Genomic DNA, 16,223 nt, shown 5'->3' on the forward strand with positions numbered 1-16,223 from the left:
TTTACTCCGAATGATGCTTGTCGTTCTGCCAGGCATTGACTGGCAGCAGAATGGTGAAACAGGTATGGCCGGGACGGCTGTCGAATTCGATCATGCCGTGATGCTGCACGATAAAGGTGTGCGCCAGATGCAGGCCGATGCCAGTGCCGCCGGGACGGCCGGAAACCAGGGGATAGAACAGCGTTTCGCGCAGCGACTCGGGAATGCCCGGGCCGTTGTCCACGATCTCGATGCGAAGCGCCAGCGGATAGCGTCGGCGGTTGAGCGTGACCTGGCGCGCAATGCGGGTACGCAGGCAGACTTCGCCAATGCCGCTCATCGCCTGCACGGCATTGCGCACGATATTGAGCACGGCCTGGATCAGCTGTTCGCGGTCAGCAATCAGCGGTGGCAGGCTGGTGTCGTAATCGCGCTTCACCGCCAGCCCGTTGGGGGTCTCGGCCTGAACCAGGCTGCGTACGCGTTCCAGCACTTCATGGATGTTGAGTTCGGTTAGTTTGGGCAGGCGGTGCGGGGTCAGCAGGCGATCCAGCAGCCCTTGCAGGCGCTGCGATTCCTCGACGATGACCTGGGTGTATTCCTTCAGGCGTGGATCGGGCAGCTCGTGCGCCAGCAGCTGGGCAGCCCCTTGAATGCCGCCAAGCGGATTCTTGATCTCGTGCGCCAGATTGCGGATCAGTTCGCGGTTGGCCTGCTGCTGCGCCTGCACGCGTTCTTCATTGGCAATGCGGCGTTGCTGATCGATATGGCGAATTTCCAGCACGAAAGCCGCCTGCGATGCTTCGATCGGCGTCACGGTCAGCGTGATGTACATCTCGCCTTGCGGGCCTTCCACGGCCAGCTCGTGTTCGGTGATCGAGATGTTGTCACGCTGGGCGGTCAGAAAGGCTTGGGTAATCGGCGAAGCCGGACCGAAGCAGGCTGCCAGTGTCAGTCCTTCGCAATCGCGCAGGGTGAACAGGCTTTTGACTGCCGGGTTGGCATAGGTGATTCGGCCATCGGTTGCGATGGCAAGTACTGCGGCATCCAGAAATTCAAGTCCGGCAAATGCGCTGTGGCTCATGGCGCTGCGCTCCTTAGGTTTGCCTGTATGAAAGCAAAAGATGGGCCAGCCCGTATAAACGCAGCAAAATCGCTTGCTGGAGCCCACCCCTGCGCTTGCTGCGAAACCGTGAACAGGTTCTCAAATCCGCATGTGTTCCCTGTGCATTCCGTTTTTTACGCGGTGTCTCACCCCGCCGGCGGTTTATCACGACCAGTGATGAACAGTTTTCACGCGATGATTGATTGTGCTTGCACCAGTATAGCGCACCAAAGTGGGGCGATCAGTGCACGTGCGGAGGGCAGGTTTGGCTGTGCCAAATCAGTGCATGGAAGGGCAGGGGCAATCAGCGCAACTTGCCAAGTTCGCTTTGCAGGGCGGCGATGTTTTTTTCATGCAGCAATACACCTTCCCGCAGGCGCCCCAGACGCTCGACATATTGTTGCGGGTTGGATTTGTCCTGTGCGCTGCGCTGGGCTTCGGCGTTGGTCAGTTCCTGCTTGCGCTCGTTCAGCAGGCGCTGCTCGTTGCCGAGTTCATCTTCCAGAATGCGGCGGCGGTTGAGGTCACGCTCTTTCTGGGTGCCGGCATCCACGCGCGGGAAGGATGAAGGCGATACCGTGCTGCGTGATGGTGCGGGCGCGGAGAGGCTGGGTGCGGCAGAGCGGGCTGTTGCGCGCGTGGGTTCGATCAGGATGCGTTGCGCACCCCTGACCGGTGCATTGGTAAAGGTGATGTTGCCGTGCTCATCGACATGCTTGTAGATGTCGGCCCATGTCGGGGCGGCAAGTACAAACAGCAGCGGCGTTAAATGGCGTAGCTTCATCATGGATCGAGAGTAGCACAGGGCCCTCAATGCTGTCAGTCGGGCTGTCGATTGTCGCTGTGGCCCAGTGATTTGTCGGGCACGATCAGATCGCGGATGCGCTGCTTGATTTCCTTGGCTTCAGGAAAGCGTTGTTCGGTCTTGCGGTCCCAGATGATGGTGTCGTTGCAGCTCACCACAAAAACGCCACCCGTTCCGGGTTGCAGGGCAACTTCGCCCAGTTCTTCGCTGAAGGTGGTCAACAGTTCTTGCGCCAGCCAAGCGGCGCGTAGCAGCCAGTTGCAACGGGTGCAGTAGTGGATAACCACGCGGGGTTTGTCTGTGCTGTTCATGACGATTTCCTCAGAGCCTGTTCACGATCATTTTACCGCAGCGTTCTGTGCAGTGCCGGATAGAGGCCAAGGCACAAACCGTGCCGTGGTACGTGTACCACAAGCGGTTTGTAACGCCGGCGGCTGCCGGCAATGCCCGGAACCCGCCGGGCCAGGCAGGAAAATGGCCATCCACTGCATTGAACGTCTTGGAAATAACCCGTTATTGCCAGCGTCGTTCGCCTTGTGGCTAACCCTTTTCCTGTCTGGCGCTGCGGTGAAAAGATCGTGAACAGGCTCTCAGGTTGGCAGGCCAAGTATGCGCAATTCCAGATGCGAGTGCCGGTCGTTGCCGTGATGTACGCCATGCCAGCCCAGTGCGCGAGCAGCCTGCACGTTGTGTTCGACATCGTCGATGAAGACGAGTTCTTCGGGTTGCAAGTCCGGCAAATCGCGCGCGATGCGATCGAACATCAGGCGGTAGAAAGCCGGATCGGGCTTGATCAGGCCGATTTCGCCCGATACCAGAATGTCGCGGAAACGGCTAAGCAGCGGGAAATTGGCGCGCGCATAGGGGAAGGTTTCCGCCGACCAGTTGGTGAGCGCATACAGCGGGATGCCTGCAGCATCCAGTGTTTCCAGCAGCGCCAAACCATCCGGCAGCGTGCCGGCGAGCATCTCGGGCCAGCGCGAGTAGAACGCCTCGATCAGGTTGGCGTGCTCGGGGAATTGCCGCACCAACAGCGCCGTGCCCTCCGCAAGCGATCTGCCGGCATCCTGCTGCACATTCCAGGTGCTGTTGCAGACATGTGTGAGGAAATAGCGGCGTTCATCCGCATCCGGGATTAGCGCACGGTAGACATATTCGGGGTTCCAGTCGACCAGAACTCCACCCAGGTCGAATACGACGGCGCGGATAGACATGATGGCAGCCTGCGATAAAAAAGGGATTCTACGAAAAACAAAGCCCCGTGCCGAGACACGGGGCTTTGCGACAGCGGTAATCCGAGTGGATTACAGGCTGTAGTACATGTCGAACTCAACCGGGTGAGTCGTCATGCGGGTACGGTTCACTTCAGCCATCTTCAGTTCAAGGTAGGCGTCGATGAATTCGTTGCTGAACACGCCGCCACGGGTCAGGAACTCGCGGTCTGCGTCGAGTGCAGCCAAAGCTTCTTCCAGCGAGGCACACACGGTCGGGATCAGCTTGTCTTCTTCCGGCGGCAGATCGTACAGGTTCTTGTCGGCCGGATCGCCCGGGTGGATCTTGTTCTGGATACCATCCAGACCGGCCATCATCAGGGCGGAGAAGCACAGGTACGGGTTGGCCAGCGGATCCGGGAAGCGGGTCTCGATACGGCGAGCCTTGTCGGACTGCACGTGCGGAATGCGGATCGAAGCGGAACGGTTGCGAGCCGAGTAGGCCAGCTTGACCGGCGCTTCGTAGTGCGGAACCAGACGCTTGTACGAGTTGGTGCCCGGGTTGCAGATGGCGTTCAGTGCCTTGGCGTGCTTGATGATACCGCCGATGTAGTACAGGGCGGTGTCGGACAGGCCGGCGTAGCCGTTGCCTGCAAACATGTTCTTGCCATCTTTCCAGATCGACTGGTGCACGTGCATGCCGGAACCGTTGTCGCCAACGATGGGCTTCGGCATGAAGGTGGCGGTCTTGCCGTACTGGTGAGCCACGTTGTGGATCACGTACTTCATGACTTGAGTCCAGTCAGCACGTTGTACCAGGGTGCTGAACTTGGTACCGATTTCGCACTGGCCGGCGGTAGCCACTTCGTGGTGGAACACTTCAACCGGGATGCCCAGCTCTTCCAGGATCAGCACCATGGTGGCGCGGATGTCTTGCAGGCTGTCAACCGGCGGAACCGGGAAGTAGCCGCCCTTGACCATCGGACGGTGACCGGTGTTGCCACCTTCGAATTTTTCGCCGGTGGCCCAGGCAGCTTCTTCGGAATTGATCTTCACGAAGCAACCGGACATGTCGGTGTTCCAGGTGATGCTGTCGAAGATGAAGAATTCTGGTTCCGGACCGAAGTAGGCGGTGTCGCCAATGCCGGTGGACTTCAGGTAGGCTTCAGCGCGCTTGGCGATGGAACGCGGGTCGCGGTCATAGCCCTTGCCGTCGGACGGTTCGATCACGTCGCAGGTGATGAATACGGTCGGTTCGTCGAAGAACGGGTCGATCTTGGCGGAAGCGGGGTCCGGCGACAGCAGCATGTCGGAAGCCTGAATGCCCTTCCAGCCAGCGATGGAGGAGCCATCGAAAGCGTGGCCGTGTTCGAACCACTCTTCATCCACAACGTGGGACGGTACGGTTACGTGTTGTTCTTTGCCACGGGTGTCGGTAAAACGCAGGTCAACGAACTTGATATCGTTTTCCTGGATAAGCTTGATTACGTCGGCTGCCGCCATGTTTGATTCTCCTTGTTGAGAGACTGAAATTTGATCTGATTCAATAGACGCCGAAACATCGCGCAGGCGCTCGGCGCGTTATGCAGCAGAATTCATGCCAGCTTTGTGCATTGGGCGTCGCTATTGTGCCACAAGGACTTAGCCCGCTGCACGAGCCAATCCATGCACCAATTTATGACATTTGATTTGATCTTGCACTGTTTGGGTGCGTTTCGGCCGGCTGTCATTTTTGCTGGTAAGCATTTCCGTATCGAACGATAAAATAAAACAAGAGCCCAACAAGCCTGGCCGGATAAACGGCATATTCAATGAATAATGGAGACACACCGCAATGAGCCAACTCGCCCACATCCTGCAACTTGCCCGTGAACGGGCAGACGATTTCGATTTGCCTTATTCCGGTGCGGTCACGCCGCAAGAAGCCTGGGCACTGATGCAGGGCCTGCCCGGCGTGAAGATTGTCGATGTCCGCACACAGCCGGAATGGCAGTTTGTCGGTGTCGTGCCACAGGCGGAACTGATCGAATGGAAACGCTATCCGCTGATGAGCTTGAATCCGGATTTCCTGACCCGGCTCAAGGCCGTGGTGGATCGTGAAAGCATGGTGCTGTTTCTGTGTCGCTCAGGCGTGCGCTCGCACGAGGCAGCAGCGCTGGCGGCGCAGCATGGCTATACCGAGTCCTACAATATTCTGGAAGGTTTCGAGGGCGACAAGGACGAGAATCAGCAGCGTGGCAAGTGCAATGGCTGGAAGGCTGCGGGGCTGCCCTGGATAAACATGTAGGGTTTCCCTCTGTCCTGGATCTATTGCAACAGATCCAGGGCAGCTCTTGGCTAAGCCCGGTGTAGAATTCGCCCTTTCAAAATTTCGCAGGGTCGTGTCATGCGCCTCGCCATTTTTGGCAATCCGATTGCCCAAAGCAAATCTCCGCTTATCCAGACGGCCTTTGCTGCCCAGTTTGGCCTCAAGGATTTCGAGTATGGCCGTATCCTGGCGCCGCTCGATGGTTTTGAAGCTGCCTTGCGCCAGTTCATTGCCGAGGGCGGCCAAGGCGGCAATGTCACCGCGCCGTTCAAGGAAGAAGCCTTCCGGCTGTGCGATCGCCTGAGCCCGCGTGCGCAGGCCGCACAGGCGGTGAATACGCTCAAGCTCGAAGCGGATGGCACGCTGGTGGGCGACAATACCGATGGCATCGGTCTGGTCATGGACCTGCGCCGATTCTGCCTGCTGGTGGGTAAGCGCGTGCTGTTGCTGGGTGCTGGCGGCGCCTCGCGCGGGGTGATCCTGCCGCTGGCGGCTGACTTGCCGGCCGAGATCGTGATTGCCAATCGTACCGCCAGCAAGGCTGCCGATCTGGCCAGTCAGTTCAGTGCGCAGATCCGCGTACCGATCAGTGGGGTGGGGCTCGATCAGGTCGAAGGTGCCTTTGACGTGATCATTGATGCCACCTCCGCCAGCCTGGGTGGCCAGGCGTTCCCGCTGCCAGCCAGCGTGTTTGCGCCGGGCTGCGTGGCCTACGAGATGGTCTACGGCAAAGGGGAAACCCCCTTCATGCAACGTGCCCAGGAAGCGGGCGTGACGCAACGGGTCGATGGCCTGGGCATGCTGGTATTCCAGGCCGTGGAAGCCTTCGAGGTCTGGACCGGCTTGCGTCCGGATGCCCAGCCGGTCTTCGATCTGTTGCGTGCTGCCTGATGGCGCGTCGCAAGCTGACGTCTGCCGGCTGGATTGCCCGGATACTGTTGGCAATCCTGCTGCTTTTCCTGTGCTGGAATGTCTGGATTCTCGGCCATGTACTGTGGTGGCGCAGCCATAATCCGTCCGAGACCGCATTCATGGAAGAGCAACTGGATCGCCTGCAGCAGAAAAGGCCCGACGCTGAATTGCGCCACAAATGGGTGCCGTACAACCGCATCTCGGGGCATCTCAAACGCGCGCTGGTGGCCAGCGAAGATGCCAAATTCCTCGAACATGAAGGTTTCGACTGGGAGGGTATCCAGCTTGCCTGGGAAAAGAACCTGAAAAAGGGGCGTATCGTTGCCGGCGGTTCGACCATCAGTCAGCAATTGGCCAAGAACCTGTTTCTTTCTTCCAAACGCACCCCGTGGCGCAAACTGGAGGAAGCCCTGATCACGGTGATGCTGGAGGCGGTCATGGATAAACGCCGTATCTTCGAGATCTATCTCAATGTCATCGAGTGGGGCAATGGCGTATTCGGGGCGGAAGCCGCTGCGCGCCACTATTTCCGCAACAGTGCATCCACGCTGACCCCGGCACAGGCCGCCCGGCTGGCGGCGATGGTGCCCAACCCGCGCTATTACGATACCCGTCGCAATGATTCGAGAATGCTGCGCAAGGCCAGCATCATCCAGCGGCGCATGTCTTACGTCGATGTGCCTTGAATCGGATCACCTATCAGTTTGGCCCGATGGCAGCTATAGCTGAGAACAGGTTCTGAAATCGGGCAGGTTGAACGGAACGCGCAATGAGCATGTTGATGATAGGGGTCATCCTGGCCGTGCTGCTGGCCGTGGGTTTGCTGGCGATCTTGCTGCTGCGGCAGTTGTTGCGTGAGCAGCCGGCAGATAGGCCGGCCGGTGTGCGCCTGGGTGCCACCGTGCCGCCCGTGGTGACGGCAGCACTGCCGGATATGGTGGGGGGATACCGGATCGAGCGCTTGCTGGGGCGTGGTGCAATGGGTGCGGTCTATCTGGCACACGAAGCACAAACCGGGCAGGCGGTTGCGCTCAAGACCATTGCGCTGGCGCCGGAATTTGCGCCGGCTCTCCTGACTGAGGTCAAAACCCGCTTTCTGCGCGAGGCCGAGGCCGTGGCACGACTGCGCCATGCGGCCATCATCCAGACCCTTGCCGCCGGCGAAGACGGCCATCTGGCCTGGATGGCGATGGAGTTTTTTCCGGGCAGGCCGCTCAGTGACTGGACCGCGCCCGATCAGCTGTTGCCCTTGCCGCAGGTGCTGGCATTGGTGCGCCAGATCGCGCTGGCGCTGGATCATGCCCATGGTCGCCAGGTCGTGCATCGCGACATCAAGCCTGCCAATATTCTCTATGATCCGCAGACAGGCCGGGTCAAGCTGACGGATTTTGGCGTGGCCAGATTGACCGATGCCAGCCGCACGCTTACCGGCATGGTATTGGGCACACCAGCCTTCATGTCGCCGGAACAGCTGGCCGGTGAGCATATCGATGGCCGCTCCGACCTCTATTCACTGGGGGCGGTGCTTTTTCAGCTCAGTACCGGCCATTTGCCGTTCAGCGGCCAATCCCTGGCTGAACTGATGCAGGCGATCCAGTCTCAACCCGTGCAAGATCCCAGAATCCTGCAGCCGAGGCTGCCGGCAGCGCTGGCGAGGATTATCATGAAGGCATTGCAAAAGACCGTGACCGAGCGATTCCAGACCGGTGCGCAGTTTGCCTTGGCACTGGCACGGCTGGAAGCATCACAGAAGAGGAAAGATCCACATGCATAGCCTGCGGGGAGCGCTGGAAATATCGGGCGCAACGGATACCGGCCGCGTACGTGAGCACAATGAGGATGCGGTGTTCTACGATGCCGAGCTGGGTGTGGTCGTGCTGGCCGATGGCATGGGCGGCTACAACGCGGGCGAAGTGGCCAGCGGGCTTACGATCGACGTGATCAGCGAGACCTTGCGTGCGGAGCTGGATGCCTTGCGTCCGCAAGCGCGGGCCAACAAGGGCTCGTCCTTGCCTGTTGCGCTGGAAATGTTGCGCATTGCCATCGACCGGGCCAACAGCGTGGTGTTCGAGCGCGCGGCCACCGATGCGCTCTGTTACGGCATGGGCACCACGGTAGTCTGCGGCCTGTTTTACGACAATCAGCTGGTGGTGGGGCATGTCGGCGATTCCCGCCTCTATCGATATCGCGAGCAGACCCTCGCACGCATCACGCATGACCACTCGCTGCTGCAGGAACAGCTCGATGCCGGGCTGATCGATGCCGAGTCGGCCCGGAACGCAAGCTACCGCAATCTGGTAACCCGAGCGGTGGGCATTGCGCATGACGTGCAAAGTGAAATCCAGCAGTGCGAGGTTCAGGTCGGCGATCTCTACCTGTTCTGTTCGGACGGGTTGACCGATATGTTGCCGGATGATCTGATCGCGGAAGTGCTGGGCCTGTTTGCCGATAATCTGCCCCTGGCGGTGCAGACGCTGATCGAGCAGGCCAATGCCAATGGCGGGCGCGATAATGTCTCGGTGGTGCTGGTGGGTATCAGGCACGGCTATGCCGCGGGGCGCGGCTGGTTTGCCCGGCTGGCATCCAGGTGATGGGCATGGCCAAACTGCAGATCAAACTGGATGGTCAGCTGTTGCGCGAATGTGCGTTGACACGCGGACGTATCACGATAGGCCGGCGCAAGCACTGTGATATCCAGCTCGAGCATCCGACGGTTTCCGGCGACCACGCCGTGATCGAACGCAGTGGTCGCCATGTCTATCTGGAAGACCGCGACAGTACCAACGGTACGCGTCTCAATGGCAAGCGCATCGGCAAGCGCCAGAAGCTGCAGTCAGGAGATGCCATCGGCATCGCGCCCTTTACCCTGCATTATCTGGATGATCAGGCTGGCGCCCAGCCCGGATTCGAGCACACGCTGATGATGACTGAAATCGGCAGTGGCGGCGGCGTGGTCGATACCCGACCGGTGGTGGCCAGCGCGCAGCCGCAAGTCATGACCGGCTGCTTGCGTGTGCTGAACGGCGCCAGTGCGGGGCGGGAAATATGGCTGGGCAAACCGCTGACCACGCTGGGCAAGACCGGTGTCGAAGTGGCTTGCATCGAGCGCCAGCCGCAAGGCTATACACTACGCCACGTCGAAGGCGTACGCAGCCCGCGCGTGAACAGCCGGGAAATCGGCCAGCGTGCACACGATCTGGTCCAGGGCGACCTTATCGATTTCATGGGCGTGCAGATGCGCTTCACCCTGGAACAGGCCGCTGGCGGGGACTGATCATGCAACTGAAAATACTGGGATGCAGCGGTGGCGTCGGCGGGGGGAATCTGACAACGGCATTCCTGCTGGATGAATGTGTCCTGATCGATGCCGGCAGCGGCGTGGGCAGTCTCTCTCTCGATGCGTTGCAGAAGATCGAGCATGTGTTCCTGACGCATGCCCATTTCGATCATATTGCCTGTCTGCCCATGCTGCTGGATACGCTGGCTGGCTGTCGCAATGGCCACTCGGTGACAGTGCATGCCAGCGCCGCCACCATCGCCTGCCTGCGCGAGCATGTATTCAACTGGCAGATCTGGCCGGACTTCACCCTGATCCCCGATGCCGCACGGGCCGTGCTGCGATTTTGTCCGCAGGAAGTCGGTGAAACGCATGAGGTGGCAGGTTGCCGCATCACCGCGTTGCCGGCTGAACATACCGTGCCGGCGACGGGCTTCTGCATCGACAGCGGCGCCGCTTCGGTGGTCTTCAGCGGCGACAGTATCGGTGGTGATGCATTCTGGGCCGCAGTCAATGCGATACCCAATCTGTCCGCCCTGATCATCGAAACGGCTTTCCCGGACAGCGAGGCACGCCTGGCGCATGCGGCCAGGCATTTGTGCCCGACCAGCCTGCGGCTACAACTGGCCCAGTTGAACCGAATGGTGGATGTGCGAATCACCCATCTCAAACCCGCCGACAGCGAACAGATCATGCGGGAGATCGCCCGGCTGGGCCTGCCGGCGCGTGCACTGGGCAACGGCGATATCATCGAATTCTGAAGCCATGAAAACTGGCGGAGCGTGGCATGCTGACTTCAAGCGAACTGCAGGAAAGGCTCGAGCGGCTTAATGCCATCGGGATTGCCCTGTCGGCGCAAACACACATCAATGAACTGATGCAGCTGATTCTGGTGGCGGCCAAGTCACTGGTGGGCGCGGATTCGGGCACCTTGTACCTGTTGCGCGATGGCCAGCTGCATTTCGAAATCCTGATGTGCGATTCGCTTGGCGTTTCGCTCGGCGGCACTTCCGGCGCGCCTATCCCGTTGCCGCCGGTGCCGCTGTATCACCCCGATGGCAGCCCCAACCGCAACAACGTGGTGGCATGTGCCGTGCTGGAAGCGCGCACGATCCTGGTCGAGGATGCCTATGCGACCGATGGTTATGATTTCTCCGGCACGCGCAAATTCGATCAGCTCACCGGCTATCGTTCGTGCTCGTTCCTGACTGTGCCGCTGAAAAACCACGAGCAGGAAATCATCGGCGTGCTGCAACTGCTCAATGCGCTTGATGCGCAGGGAAACGTCGTGGCGTTTTCCGATGACGAGCAACACGTGACCGAATCGCTGGCCTCGCAAGCTGCGGTTGCTCTGACCAACCGCCAGTTGATCCAGTCGCTCGAAGCCCTGTTCGAATCCTTCATCGGCTTGATCAACCTGGCGATTGATGACAAATCGCCGTATACCGGGGGCCATTGTCAGCGTGTACCGGAATTGACGCTGATGCTGGCCGATGCGGTCAATCGCACCTGCGAGGGGCCGTTTGCCAGCCTGGTGATGAGCGAAGCGCAGCGTTACGAACTCAAGATCGCCGGCTTGCTGCACGACTGTGGCAAGGTCACCACGCCGGTGCATGTGGTCGACAAGGCCACCAAACTGCAGACCCTTTTCGATCGGATCGAGCTGGTGGAAATGCGGCTGGAAATCCTGCTGCGCGATGCTGAAATCGCCTTCCTGCGCGGCCAGATCAGCCAGACAGCGTGGGAAGATCAACGCCGGCAGATCGAGGATGACCGCACTTTCCTGCGCCGGGTCAACATCGGCGGCGAAACCTTGCCGGATGAAGATGTGCTGCGCATCGAGGCGCTGTCCGCCCGATCCTGGCACGATGCACAGGGGCAAGTGCGGACATTGCTCACGCCCGATGAAACGGAAAACCTGAGCATCCGCAAGGGCACGCTGACGGACGCCGAGCGCAAGATCATCAATCACCATATCGAAGTCACGATCCAGATGTTGGAATCGCTGCCCTGGCCCAAGCATCTCAAGTGCGTGCCCGAATTCGCCGGCGGGCACCACGAACGCATGGACGGCAAGGGTTATCCGCGTGGCCTGACCCGCGAACAGATGTCAGTCTATGCGCGCATCATGGGGGTGGCCGATGTGTTCGAAGCGCTTACCGCCAGCGATAGGCCCTACAAGCCCGGCATGAAATTGTCGCAAGCGCTGACGATCCTGGCGCGCATGGCGCGCGAACAGCATATCGACAGCGATCTGTTTGAAGTATTCGTGCGCGAGAAGGTCTGGCTCGATTATGCCCGGCGTTTTCTGCCAGCCGAGCAGCTGGATGAGGTGGAGAGCGAAACACTTCTGGCGCTGGCACGCAACGATCTGGACGGTGACGATCCGGCGATATCGCCGGACCGAAACGATCAGGCTTGATCAGCCGGCCATCCAGCCGCCATCGACATGCAGGATCTGGCCGGTGACGAAATCCGAGCATTGCGACAGCAGGAAGGCGATCGGCCCGACCAGCAGGTGTTTTTCGCACAAGCGGCCCTTGGGCAGGCGACCCATCACCCAGTTGTAGGCTTCCTTCTGATCGAGGATGTCCTTGTTGATGTCGGTCAGCGTGAAGATCGGCGCCACGGCGTTGACGTTGATATTGTGCGGGGCGAATTCCACGGCGATCGAGCGCGTCAGGTTATTGATCGCACCTTTGCTGGCGGCGTAGGCCGAGAACTTGGCCTTGCCCTGCGAGCCGCGTACCGACGAGATATTGACGATGCGGCCAGCTTTTTTCTCCAGCATGTATTTGCTCACCGACTTGCAGCAGATCATCGTGCCGGTAAGATTGATGTCCATCACCCACTTGAACTTGTCGATGTTGAAATCCTGCTGTTCTTCCAGATAAGTCACGCCGGCGCAGTTCACCAGACCGTCGATGCGGCCATATTTCCGTACCACGGCGTCGGTCATCGCGTCGACGCTGGCCTCGTTGGTGATATCGGTCGCCACGGCAAAACCGGATAGGCCGCGCCCAGTGAATTCCTGCAGTGCCTCATCGAGCAGAGGCTGGGAAATATCGACCAGCACCGCGTGCGCGCCGATGCTGGCGAGCCCCGCCGCCACTTCGCGGCCGATACCGCGGCCGGCGCCGGTTACGATGCAGACTTTGTCTTTCAGGCCGTACATGTCTTCGAGTGTGTAATTCATGCTGCAAAATCCTCCAAAAATCCGGCGCTGGGCGCGAGCGGGCCCCGGCCGGTACCATGGGCACCGGTCAAGTGATCCGCTGATGCTGGGTCAGAGCAGGTGGGAATACTGGCAACCCTGTGTTGCCAGACGAATGTGATAGAGAGAACGCGTGGCGGTAATGAACAGCTCGTCCTGTTGCGTGCCGCCGAACGTGCAGTTGGAAACGCGCTCGGGCACCTTGATCTTGCCGAGCTTCTGCCCATCAGCGGTCAACACCAGGATGCCGTCCTCGCAACTGCAGAAAATCCGCCCGTGTTGATCGACGCGGAACCCGTCGGGAATACCCGGTTCGATCCGGGCGATGACCTGCGGATTGGCCAGCCGGCAGCCGTCGATCACGTCGTAGGCCACCAGATGGCGATGGCCCTGGGTCGGGAATTCGACGATCGACATGTCGGCCACATAGAGGCGCGATTCGTCCGGCGAAAACGCCAGCCCGTTCGGGCGCTGGATGTCGGTGGCGACCGCCCTGAGTTCGCTGTTTTGCGGGTCGAAGCGGTAGACGTAACAGCCGATGATCTGGCTTTCCGACTTGTAGCCCTCGGCATCGCCAAGAATGCCGTAGGGCGGATCGCTGAACCAGATCGTGCCGTCGGATTTCACCACCACGTCGTTGGGCGAATTCAGCCGCTTGCCGTCGAAGCGGTCGACCAGGATGCGCGCCACGCCATCGGCGTCGGTGCGGCTGATGCCGCGCCGGCCGTGCTCGCAGCTGATCAGCCGGCCCTGGCGGTCGAGCGTGTTGCCGTTGCTGTAGTTCGAGGCTTCACGGTAAACGCCGACCGTGCCGTTGCGATCCCAGCGATACATGCGGTTGGCCTTCACGTCGCTGAACACGACGGCATCTTCCCGTGGCAGCCAGACCGGGCCTTCGGCCCAGACCGCCGGTGAGGCGAGGCAGGTCAGGGCGCTGTCGTCGTACAGCAGCGTGGAAAATTCCGGGTGGTAGGTTTCAACTTGGCAGGTCATTTCAGGCAGTGCTCCGGCAAACCCCCGCAGGATCGCAATCGCAGCGAGGTAAACTTCATTTGAACCTGTTCAAAGTCTGTAGCGAGAGGCCCTCAGCAGGGTGAAGAGCAGCGCAGGAACCGGAATGTACAAGGAGTACATGAGGATTCTGAGCAGCACATGAGCCCTGATCAGGGCCTCGCAGCAAGACTATGGACCGGTTCTTACTTCACGCCCCAGATCTTCTTGTACTGGTTCTGGTAATCGTTCTGCGGGTCGTAGACGTTCTTGTCGCCGCCATCGAAGGCCACATTGTCCTTGGTCACCAGGTGCACCGGCGTGACATAGCCCGAAGGCTTGGCTTTGGCGAAGGCACGGTTCAACTCATCGACCAGCTGCCAGCCATGCAGGCGCAGCGGTTCCGGTACGGTAGCGCTCTGGTGATCGCCGTTGCGGATGCGCTGGTAGGCGGACATCGAGCCATCGCCAGCCGAGATGTTGTACGGTGCAGCCGCACCCTTCTTGCCGGCGGTTTTCAGCGATGAACCCATAAAGTCGAAATACAGATCGTTGATGCCGAGCGCGTATTCGAAATCGTCACCGTACTTCTGCAGCAGGCTGAAGGTCATCTGCGGCATGCGGTTGGAGGTATCGGCCAGCGGCGTGTCGATGAATTCCACCAGCTTGCAGCCACTGCACTTCTCGATCACGGCCTTCATCGCGTTGGCTTTCTCCAGGGCGATCTGATAGAGCGAATCGGTGAAGATCAGCACGCGCGCCTTGCCTTCCGATTTGGCCACGGCGTACATGGCAGCCACTTTCGAGACTTCATTCGCATCGGAGCCGACGTTGAAGAACAGGTTGTATTCCGGCGCCGGTCCCGGTTGCGGCACGGCATGCCAGCCCACCAGCGCGATTCCCTGCTCGTTGGCTTTCTTCAGCGGAATCTTGGCTACGTTCGGATTCCAGCCGCCGATGACGATACCGGCCGGTTTCTTGGCGATGGCCTGGTTCAGCGCAGCCAGTTGATCCTTGACCGACCCCGCGCCGTCGAGCACGTCGAGCTTCCAGCCAGCGGCCTTTGCGGCTTCCACCACGCCTTCCTTCACGCCCTGCACGCCGCCATTTTTCATATCGGAGGCGATGTAGACGATGGTCTTGTTCGGCGCGATCTTCGGCCCGGTCGTCGGTCCATCCCATTTGTTGGACGGAGCGACGGCCTTGGCGACGACGGCCTTGGCCTCATCCAGAAAGGCGTCGGCGTGAACGGCCGGACTCAGCGTAAACAGGGCGCCAGCAACTGCAACTGCACATGCGGTGATGCGTTTCATAGTGACTGCCTCCTAAACATGATTGGTTTGAACTTGCGGATCGATCACTTTCTTGGCGGTGACCTTTTGGACTGCTTTCTGGTTAAGCAGGCGCCGCCGTTGGGCGTAGCCGGCAAAACTGATCGACAGCAACAGCGTGGCACCGTTGAACATCGGTTCCACCCAGAACGCGCCGCCGAACTGCTGGATACCGGCAATGCCGATCGCCAGAATCGAGATGCCCACGATCGTGCCCCAGACGTTGACGCGCCCCGGACGGATGGTGGTGCTGCCAAGGAAGGCCCCCACCAGCGCGGGCAGCAGGAAATCCATGCCCACGCTGGCCTGGCCCACGCCCTGTTCGGCCGAGACCAGTACACCGGTGGCACCGGTCAGTACGCTGGAGAGGATGTAGCTGCCGATCACGTAGCGTTTGACCGGGATGCCGTTCAGGTGCGCGGCGGTCGGGTTGCCGCCGATCGCGTACATGTTGCGGCCGATTGGCGTGTGTTCGGTCACCAGCCAGAGCAGGATGGCCGCAGCGATGACATAGAAAGCCGCGATCGGTACGCCGCCGATATCGCTGTGATGCAGCGCGGTGAAGGCTTCCGGCAAGTCGCCGACGATCTGGCGGCCACCCGAGTGCCATAGCGCCACGGCGTACAGGAAAGTGCCCGAACCGAGTGTGGCGACAAAGCTGTCGATATCGGCCAACGCGACCAGAATGCCGTTGAGCAGGCCATACAATGCAGCCAGCACCAATACCACCAGGATTGCCATGGGCCAGGAAAGCCCGAGGTTGATCTGCAGCGTGATTGCCAGGATGTGCCAGAGCACGATACCGAAACCGACATTCAGGTCGATCTTGCCGACGATCATCGGAATGGTGGCCGCCAGTGCCAACAGCGCGATCTTGGATTTGCTGGCCAGAATGGCCTGCAAGGTGAGCATGGAAGCAAACGAGGGCGTGGTGGCTGAAAACACCACGACCAGCACCACGCTGAGGATCAGCAGGCTGTAGCGCGATGCAGTTTCGCTCAGCCAGGGCAGCCAACCATCGCGGGCCAGACTGACGTTCTCTTCCAGTGCCGTGGATTTTACTGATGTTTGAGACACTTTGATTTCCTCCC

At 60.1% G+C, this 16,223-nt stretch carries 17 protein-coding genes; 8 read left to right on the forward strand and 9 right to left on the reverse strand.

From position 1 onward, the window contains the following. Position 1: 1 nt before the first annotated feature. The 5 genes from glnL to glnA all read right to left on the reverse strand — a co-directional run bounded on the left by glnL (position 2) and on the right by glnA (position 4,603). On the reverse strand, positions 2 to 1,063 hold the full coding sequence (gene glnL, locus AC0KVQ_RS05935; RefSeq protein WP_473420223.1) for a nitrogen regulation protein NR(II): 1,062 nt from the start codon (positions 1,061 to 1,063) through the stop codon (positions 2 to 4). Positions 1,064 to 1,388: 325 nt separating this feature from the next. Beyond that, positions 1,389 to 1,871 carry a DUF4124 domain-containing protein gene (locus tag AC0KVQ_RS05940; protein WP_473420224.1) on the reverse strand — a complete coding sequence of 161 codons (483 nt, stop codon included), beginning with the start codon at positions 1,869 to 1,871 and terminating at the stop codon, positions 1,389 to 1,391. A 32-nt stretch (positions 1,872 to 1,903) separates the two neighbouring features. Then, the gene (locus AC0KVQ_RS05945) at positions 1,904 to 2,200 is read right to left on the reverse strand and encodes an Rdx family protein (RefSeq protein WP_473420225.1); all 297 of its coding nucleotides are present in this window, start codon (positions 2,198 to 2,200) and stop codon (positions 1,904 to 1,906) included. A 279-nt stretch (positions 2,201 to 2,479) separates the two neighbouring features. Further along, positions 2,480 to 3,103 (reverse strand): HAD family hydrolase, encoded by a 624-nt coding sequence (locus tag AC0KVQ_RS05950; RefSeq protein ID WP_473420226.1) that lies wholly within the window; start codon positions 3,101 to 3,103, stop codon positions 2,480 to 2,482. A gap of 90 nt (positions 3,104 to 3,193) precedes the next feature. Continuing rightward, positions 3,194 to 4,603 (reverse strand): type I glutamate--ammonia ligase, encoded by a 1,410-nt coding sequence (glnA, locus tag AC0KVQ_RS05955; RefSeq protein ID WP_473420227.1) that lies wholly within the window; start codon positions 4,601 to 4,603, stop codon positions 3,194 to 3,196. Between the two features lie 331 nt (positions 4,604 to 4,934). On the opposite strand from glnA, the gene AC0KVQ_RS05960 reads away from it, so the two are divergent. The 8 genes from AC0KVQ_RS05960 (at position 4,935) to AC0KVQ_RS05995 (ending at position 12,019) form a co-directional block, all read left to right on the forward strand. Next, positions 4,935 to 5,387 carry a rhodanese-like domain-containing protein gene (locus AC0KVQ_RS05960; RefSeq protein ID WP_473420228.1) on the forward strand — a complete coding sequence of 151 codons (453 nt, stop codon included), beginning with the start codon at positions 4,935 to 4,937 and terminating at the stop codon, positions 5,385 to 5,387. 99 nt (positions 5,388 to 5,486) lie between these two features. Continuing rightward, on the forward strand, positions 5,487 to 6,299 hold the full coding sequence (gene aroE, locus AC0KVQ_RS05965; protein WP_473420229.1) for a shikimate dehydrogenase: 813 nt from the start codon (positions 5,487 to 5,489) through the stop codon (positions 6,297 to 6,299). Beyond that, positions 6,299 to 7,006: a monofunctional biosynthetic peptidoglycan transglycosylase gene (gene mtgA, locus AC0KVQ_RS05970; protein ID WP_473420230.1), complete on the forward strand. Its 708-nt coding sequence runs from the start codon at positions 6,299 to 6,301 to the stop codon at positions 7,004 to 7,006. The genes aroE and mtgA overlap by 1 nt, the downstream gene beginning before the upstream one ends. An 83-nt stretch (positions 7,007 to 7,089) precedes the next feature. Further along, positions 7,090 to 8,094: a serine/threonine-protein kinase gene (locus AC0KVQ_RS05975; protein WP_473420231.1), complete on the forward strand. Its 1,005-nt coding sequence runs from the start codon at positions 7,090 to 7,092 to the stop codon at positions 8,092 to 8,094. Continuing rightward, positions 8,087 to 8,911 (forward strand): Stp1/IreP family PP2C-type Ser/Thr phosphatase, encoded by an 825-nt coding sequence (locus tag AC0KVQ_RS05980; RefSeq protein WP_473420232.1) that lies wholly within the window; start codon positions 8,087 to 8,089, stop codon positions 8,909 to 8,911. The genes AC0KVQ_RS05975 and AC0KVQ_RS05980 overlap by 8 nt, the downstream gene beginning before the upstream one ends. A 5-nt stretch (positions 8,912 to 8,916) precedes the next feature. Further along, a complete protein-coding gene (locus AC0KVQ_RS05985) occupies positions 8,917 to 9,594 on the forward strand; it encodes an FHA domain-containing protein (protein ID WP_473420233.1) in 678 nt (225 codons plus the stop codon). A gap of 2 nt (positions 9,595 to 9,596) precedes the next feature. Then, on the forward strand, positions 9,597 to 10,358 hold the full coding sequence (locus AC0KVQ_RS05990) for an MBL fold metallo-hydrolase (RefSeq protein ID WP_473420234.1): 762 nt from the start codon (positions 9,597 to 9,599) through the stop codon (positions 10,356 to 10,358). 26 nt (positions 10,359 to 10,384) lie between these two features. Beyond that, positions 10,385 to 12,019: an HD domain-containing phosphohydrolase gene (locus AC0KVQ_RS05995; RefSeq protein WP_473420235.1), complete on the forward strand. Its 1,635-nt coding sequence runs from the start codon at positions 10,385 to 10,387 to the stop codon at positions 12,017 to 12,019. Here the strand turns inward: AC0KVQ_RS05995 and AC0KVQ_RS06000 are convergent, their stop codons facing one another. The 4 genes from AC0KVQ_RS06000 to AC0KVQ_RS06015 form a co-directional block, all read right to left on the reverse strand. Then, on the reverse strand, positions 12,020 to 12,793 hold the full coding sequence (locus AC0KVQ_RS06000; RefSeq protein WP_473420236.1) for an SDR family NAD(P)-dependent oxidoreductase: 774 nt from the start codon (positions 12,791 to 12,793) through the stop codon (positions 12,020 to 12,022). Between the two features lie 90 nt (positions 12,794 to 12,883). Beyond that, a complete protein-coding gene (locus AC0KVQ_RS06005; RefSeq protein WP_473420237.1) occupies positions 12,884 to 13,804 on the reverse strand; it encodes an SMP-30/gluconolactonase/LRE family protein in 921 nt (306 codons plus the stop codon). 203 nt (positions 13,805 to 14,007) lie between these two features. Beyond that, positions 14,008 to 15,114: an ABC transporter substrate-binding protein gene (locus tag AC0KVQ_RS06010; RefSeq protein ID WP_473420238.1), complete on the reverse strand. Its 1,107-nt coding sequence runs from the start codon at positions 15,112 to 15,114 to the stop codon at positions 14,008 to 14,010. 12 nt (positions 15,115 to 15,126) lie between these two features. Further along, a complete protein-coding gene (locus AC0KVQ_RS06015; RefSeq protein WP_473420239.1) occupies positions 15,127 to 16,209 on the reverse strand; it encodes an ABC transporter permease in 1,083 nt (360 codons plus the stop codon). Positions 16,210 to 16,223 lie beyond the last annotated feature (14 nt).

The sequence above is a fragment of the Formivibrio sp. oc-25 genome (genome assembly GCF_055810895.1).

Bases quoted from the DNA above. Each gene is read 5' to 3' on its own strand.
- AC0KVQ_RS06010 (WP_473420238.1), bottom strand. From the start codon at position 15,114: ATGAAACGCATCACCGCATGTGCAGTTGCAGTTGCTGGCGCCCTGTTT.
- AC0KVQ_RS06000 (WP_473420236.1), bottom strand. From the start codon at position 12,793: ATGAATTACACACTCGAAGACATGTACGGCCTGAAAGACAAAGTCTGC.
- glnL (WP_473420223.1), bottom strand. From the start codon at position 1,063: ATGAGCCACAGCGCATTTGCCGGACTTGAATTTCTGGATGCCGCAGTA.
- AC0KVQ_RS05985 (WP_473420233.1), top strand. From the start codon at position 8,917: ATGGCCAAACTGCAGATCAAACTGGATGGTCAGCTGTTGCGCGAATGT.
- AC0KVQ_RS05990 (WP_473420234.1), top strand. From the start codon at position 9,597: ATGCAACTGAAAATACTGGGATGCAGCGGTGGCGTCGGCGGGGGGAAT.
- mtgA (WP_473420230.1), top strand. From the start codon at position 6,299: ATGGCGCGTCGCAAGCTGACGTCTGCCGGCTGGATTGCCCGGATACTG.
- AC0KVQ_RS05995 (WP_473420235.1), top strand. From the start codon at position 10,385: ATGCTGACTTCAAGCGAACTGCAGGAAAGGCTCGAGCGGCTTAATGCC.
- AC0KVQ_RS05940 (WP_473420224.1), bottom strand. From the start codon at position 1,871: ATGATGAAGCTACGCCATTTAACGCCGCTGCTGTTTGTACTTGCCGCC.
- AC0KVQ_RS05945 (WP_473420225.1), bottom strand. From the start codon at position 2,200: ATGAACAGCACAGACAAACCCCGCGTGGTTATCCACTACTGCACCCGT.
- AC0KVQ_RS05980 (WP_473420232.1), top strand. From the start codon at position 8,087: ATGCATAGCCTGCGGGGAGCGCTGGAAATATCGGGCGCAACGGATACC.
- aroE (WP_473420229.1), top strand. From the start codon at position 5,487: ATGCGCCTCGCCATTTTTGGCAATCCGATTGCCCAAAGCAAATCTCCG.
- AC0KVQ_RS05950 (WP_473420226.1), bottom strand. From the start codon at position 3,103: ATGTCTATCCGCGCCGTCGTATTCGACCTGGGTGGAGTTCTGGTCGAC.
- AC0KVQ_RS05960 (WP_473420228.1), top strand. From the start codon at position 4,935: ATGAGCCAACTCGCCCACATCCTGCAACTTGCCCGTGAACGGGCAGAC.
- AC0KVQ_RS05975 (WP_473420231.1), top strand. From the start codon at position 7,090: ATGAGCATGTTGATGATAGGGGTCATCCTGGCCGTGCTGCTGGCCGTG.
- AC0KVQ_RS06005 (WP_473420237.1), bottom strand. From the start codon at position 13,804: ATGACCTGCCAAGTTGAAACCTACCACCCGGAATTTTCCACGCTGCTG.
- glnA (WP_473420227.1), bottom strand. From the start codon at position 4,603: ATGGCGGCAGCCGACGTAATCAAGCTTATCCAGGAAAACGATATCAAG.